Here is a 5,155-nt window from a genome sequence, read left to right on the forward strand (position 1 = left end):
CTGCCCGAACTTGCCGCACCAGCGGCGGACGGTCTCGTAGGAGACGACCACGCCCCGCTGGAGCATCAACTCCTCGACCTCCCGGTAGCTGAGCGGGAAGCGGAAGTACAGCCACACGCAGTGCGCGATGACCTCCGCCGGGTAGCGGTGGCCCCTGTACGACGGCACCGTCGACGACACGAACGACCCCCTCCCAGCATGACTAACCTGAAGATCATCCCACCACCCCTCAGCCAACCTGACAGCGCCGACCGGCGTACTCGAAGCAACAGTGCGTGGCCCCACTACGGGCCCCAGCCCCAGGCTGACCTGCGGGCTCAACGTCCCAAGAAAACACCGGAGTCGGCCAGGCGGGCGCCGCCCCCCCCCATGCTTTCACGCCCGCAAGGCGTCCCCACCCAGGGCCGGAATGACAGCGCAGGCACAGGCGATGGCCTCCCCCGTGCGAGTGACATGCCGTGCCGCCTCCACGCGCGGCATGCCACCTCACCCGAACGCGTCCGCGCTTCGCACTTAGGGTGACGCCAGGAGGTGGCGGATGCGAGTGGGGTTGCACGCGCTCGGCATCGGTGACGGTGCCCGTCCGGAGGTCATCGGGGCGGTGGCCACAGCCGCGGAGATGCACGGCTTCGCGAGGCTCTGGTGCGGCGAGCACGTGGTGCTCGTGGACGCGCCCGTCTCCCGTTACCCCTACTCCGCGGACGGCCGGATCGCCGTGCCCGCGGACGCGGACTGGCTGGACCCGCTGCTCGCCCTGAGCTTCGCGGCAGCGGTCACCAGCCGGATCGAGCTCGCCACCGGCATGCTCCTTCTGCCTGAACACAACCCGGTCGTGGTCGCCAAACAGGCCGCCACACTCGACGTGCTCTCAGCCGGGCGGTTCACCCTCGGTGTCGGGGTCGGCTGGTCGGCCGAGGAATTCGCAGCGCTCGGAGTCCCCTTCGCCAGGCGCGGGCGGCGCACCGAAGAGTACCTCGCCGCGATGCGCATCCTCTGGACCGAGGACCCGGCCTCCTTCGCGGGGGAGTTCACCCGCTTCGACGCGATCCGCGTCAACCCGAAGCCGCTGCGCGGCGGCCGGCTCCCGGTCGTGGTCGGCGGCAACAGCGACGCCGCCCTGCGCCGCGCGGTCACGCTCGCCGACGGCTGGTACGGCTTCAACATCCCGGCGGCCGACGTCCGCTCGCGCGTCGCCATCCTCGCCGACGAGTGCGCCCGCCACGGTCGCGCCTTCGACGAGCTCACGGTTGCCGTCGCGTTGGGCGACGGCACACCGGAGCACCTGCCCGCCCTCGCTGCAGCGGGCGTCACAGAACTCGTGGTCGTCGGCGCACCCCCGCCCGCTCCCGACGCGGCGGCCACCTGGGTCGCGGAACTCGCCCGGACGTGGATTCACCGGAAGGACTGACCGGGGTCCGTCGGGCTCGGCCGGGCGCAGCAGCTCGACGACGCGACGCTGCGTCGGGTGTCGGCCGGAGACATGGACCTGGAGCAGATGTCCATGCTCCCCGAGGTCGCCGACGTGCCGGACGCGGAGGGCCGCCTGCTGCGGGCAGTAGCCCGGGACGAGGTCGAGGAGGACGGCGGGCGCGGCCACTGGGACCAGGAACTCGCGCTGCTCCACTGCCCAGCCCCAAAGGTCATCGAGGCGGTCGGGGGTGAGGTCCCCTCGCCCGAGGGCTACGTGAGCATCTTCTTCACCCGGAGGTCGGCCAGACCGTCGCGGGTCGCGTCTTCGGCAGCCGTACCGAGGGCCACGACGCCCAAACGACTTGGGCGACCCGGCTGGCGCAATACGACGCGGTCACGCACTGGGGCATCCCGAACCACGCGCAGCTGGAGCGTCTGCAGGGCATCACCCAGCCGGTGTTCGTAGCGAACGGAGACAGCGACCCGATGATCCTGCCGCGCTACTCCCACCTGCTGGCCGGCCTGCTGCCCAACGCCGAGATCAAGATCTACCCCGACGCGGCCCACGGCTTCCTCTTCCAGCACCACGAGGAATTCGCCGCCGACGTGACCACCTTCTTGGACAAATAATTCCCGTGCCGCCACGGAGCGGAGGGCAGGGGCGACCGCCCCCGCCCTCCCGGTGGCGGTCGACGTGAGAATGAGAGCGTGGTGGTGAACCGTGCTGTAGGTCGATGACCTGCGGCTTTCGGGTGGTTGTGGTGTGGGGGTGGTCGGCCCGGGGCAGCCAGCGGGTGGTTGGTTCTGCCTCGGAGGTGTGCGGTGCCGTCGGTGATCGCGTTGCTGGAGTTGCGTGAGGCTCGGGCTCGGGAAGAACTCGAGTCCTGGCTGGAGGTGGTCTCCTGCCGCACACCGCACCACCCGCGGTGCGACTGACCGCGCTCGTGCTGGCCGCGCACACCTCCGCCCAGGGCCACCACCAAGCCGACATGGACGTCCTCGCCCGCCTGTGCGGCCACTCCCCCCACCAGACCGCAGAACTACTCGACCGGCTGACAACCAGCCGCATCCTGACCGCCTGGCACCACCACCGGGACACCGATGAAGTCCTATGGCAACTCCCCCATGAACTCCCAGCGGCTCACTCTGCAGTACGCCCCAGACATCACCACGTACGCCGCCCCTGAAGCTCAGCTCGAACAAAAGACATCACTCAAGAGACACAACAGGGTTAACTCATACGTACTATCTCTATGCCGGGCTATTTGCAGCGGTGACCGCCGCTGTCTCCAGCTCGAGCCCACACGCGTGGCGCTCCGCGTCTGCGTCAAAGATCTGGCACGCATAGCCAGGAACACCGAGAAAGGCAGCACCATGTCGGAGAGCACAACGGCAACCACCGAGCTGACGTCGCAGTACGCCGCCCAGGTGACCAGCGATCTCGAACGCAACGCCAAGGAGCAGGAACGCATCAGCGCGGACATCGCCGCACTGCAGGAGCAACTGGCCGCCCTGCAGCATGACCACTCTGTTCTGGTCAACGTGCAGCAGGTACTTGGCGTTTCGCCGGCACCGGTTCAGCCTGCGGCCGCACCAGACAGCTCTACCGTGCCCGCTCCCCGCAACAAGAAGACGGCTGGTGAGCACGGTGCCAGCAAGCGGACGCGAGCGAAGAAGGCCGACGACGCGCAGGACCGCGCGGCGGCCAAGAGCTCCGCGTCCAAGAAGACGGCTGCCAGCAAGAAGCCCACGGACAACACCACAGCCGCGACAGCGACCCGGCCTACGCTGGTCGAACTCGTCCGCAGCCACCTCACCGAGCAGAGCGAACCGCGCTCCGCGACCGAAGTCACCACGACACTCGACGCGGCCCACCCCGAGCGCGGTATCAAGACCACTGTCGTGCGCACCACCCTCGAAGGACTCGTCGCCAAGAACCAGGCCCAGCGCACCAAGCAGGGCTCCTCCGTCTACTACACCGCCCCCAACGCGAACGAGGAGACGGCTGCACCTGTCCTGGGCGAGGAGCAGGCCGAGTAAGAACCGTCAGGCGGCACGCTGCCGCTGCGGCGGCAGCCAGCCTGCCTGCAGGCCGCTACGCGGGTCGGGCAAGGGTACGCCCTCACAGCCTGACCGATTCGCCCGCTCCAGCAGAGCCACAAGTGCGGGTGGGTCACTCGTCGGTCACGGTGATCTGCAGTGGCCCGCCGGGCACCGGGAGGCCGACACCATTGGGGTAGCCGTACTGCGAAAACAAGCCGCTCCCGTCGGTCAGCGTGAAGCCGACCGTGTACGTGCCCGAGGCCAGGCCCTGGTGCAGTGGCACGTTCAGCTTGAGCTCCCCGCTGGTAACGGAGCCGACACCGCCGGAGGCACCATCCACCGAGATGCCGTCCGCGTCGTACACGGTGAGACTGAAGCCGGTGATGCCCGCGAACGACGTCACATCGAGGGTGAGCACGTCGTTGCGAGGCAGCGAGCTTGCCGGCACAGAGACATCCGCAAGTGATGCGGAGTTGACGACGGGGGCCTGGGTGTTCGGGATCTGTGTGGCGACCAGGTCCAGTTCCGGGCCGCGGAAGGCTGTGCCGTAGGCGGCGGCGTTGCCGGCGCCGTCGGTGAGGCCGATCCCGGTGACCTTGCACTGTTTGGTGAAAGTCGGCGCTACGGTGGCGAGCACCGAGATGGTCCCGTCGGGTGCGATGGTGGGGTTCTCGGTGACCGACCCGCTGCACTTGTCGAGCAGCAGTGTGACGGAGGAAATGCCGTTCTGGGCGCCGAGCGGCCTCATTGTGACCGTCAGAGTCGCGAACCCGGTCCAATTGTTGTATTGCTCGGGGCTGATGGCGAAGTCTGCCGCCGACAGCGCTCGGTTCTGGGTCACCTGCATCGGAGCCGCGGTCAGCCCGCTCGTTGTGCTGACGTTGCCCGCGACGTCGACCAGTTTGACCTGCGAGACGGACCAGGTCCCGGCGGGCACGTCCTGGGGGATGGTGACGTCGACGGTGCATTCGAGGTCGTACGTGTCGAAGACGAAGTCCGTCCCACACCACAGTTCGCCCACCGCGTTGCGCACCACTGCGAAGTGCGCGGTCACCGCCCCGCCGTGCGAGCCTCTCACGACCAGCTTCCCTCGGTCGAACCCCGACTCGGCGTCGGTGATGTGCAGCCGGTAGCGCTGGGTGACCGACGCGTCGGCGTTGTAGAGGTATTTGGGTTGATCGAAGTCCAGGCGAAGCTGGTCAAAGGCCGGACCAGCCGTGTCGGCCGGCTGTGTCGCGGTGGACTCCGCACCGGGCCGCGTCTGCTCCGCTGCCTGCGCCGGCCCGACGGCCACCACCCCGATCAGCAGTGCCCCTACCCAGGCGACAGGCGCCCGTAACAGGCCACGTCTGCTCACACGCCACATACCAATCCCTCCCCATCAGTCCTTGTCCGTCTTGCCCGTGGGACCCAGCTGCGGTGTTCCAGAACCGGGGCCTACAAGGAAGACAGACAAGGGGCGAGCAAGGTTGCGGCTGATGGTCGGGTAGCCCGGGGCGTCTCAGCCCCGGGCTCCCACAGATCCGTACGTGACAGTCGCCCGTCATACGGCTCTTGTCGCTCTGATCATCTGACGGCCGGTTTCGCCCAGGCCCAGTGCGCGAAGTACCGAGGCTGCCGGGCAACCGCGTCGTGCATCGCCCGGTTGGCCTTCTTCCAGGACCGGAGCCTCTTGTACTTGTTCATGATCCACCGCAGCAAG

General features: G+C 68.3%; 4 protein-coding genes and 1 pseudogene. 3 read left to right on the forward strand and 2 right to left on the reverse strand.

What is annotated here, in order from left to right; all coding sequences use genetic code 11:
• Positions 1–180, reverse strand: a pseudogene (locus tag IEZ19_RS48980) (IS6 family transposase); the annotation flags it as partial.
• 358 nt (positions 181–538) lie between these two features.
• On the opposite strand from IEZ19_RS48980, the gene IEZ19_RS48985 reads away from it, so the two are divergent.
• The 3 genes from IEZ19_RS48985 to IEZ19_RS48995 all read left to right on the forward strand — a co-directional run bounded on the left by IEZ19_RS48985 (position 539) and on the right by IEZ19_RS48995 (position 3,450).
• Positions 539–1,408, forward strand: a complete 870-nt coding sequence (locus IEZ19_RS48985; RefSeq protein ID WP_189317831.1) for an LLM class F420-dependent oxidoreductase — start codon at positions 539–541, stop codon at positions 1,406–1,408.
• A 377-nt stretch (positions 1,409–1,785) separates the two neighbouring features.
• Positions 1,786–2,040 carry an alpha/beta fold hydrolase gene (locus tag IEZ19_RS48990; RefSeq protein ID WP_189317834.1) on the forward strand — a complete coding sequence of 85 codons (255 nt, stop codon included), beginning with the start codon at positions 1,786–1,788 and terminating at the stop codon, positions 2,038–2,040.
• A gap of 744 nt (positions 2,041–2,784) precedes the next feature.
• Positions 2,785–3,450, forward strand: a complete 666-nt coding sequence (locus IEZ19_RS48995) for a hypothetical protein (RefSeq protein ID WP_189317832.1) — start codon at positions 2,785–2,787, stop codon at positions 3,448–3,450.
• Positions 3,451–3,583: 133 nt separating this feature from the next.
• Here IEZ19_RS48995 and IEZ19_RS49000 read toward each other — a convergent pair whose 3' ends face one another.
• Positions 3,584–4,810, reverse strand: coding sequence for a hypothetical protein (locus tag IEZ19_RS49000; RefSeq protein WP_189317833.1), 1,227 nt, complete (start codon positions 4,808–4,810; stop codon positions 3,584–3,586).
• Between the last annotated feature and the right edge of the window lie 345 nt (positions 4,811–5,155).

This window comes from Streptomyces brasiliensis, assembly GCF_014647875.1.
GTDB classification, from domain to species: Bacteria; Actinomycetota; Actinomycetes; order Streptomycetales; family Streptomycetaceae; genus Streptomyces; species Streptomyces brasiliensis.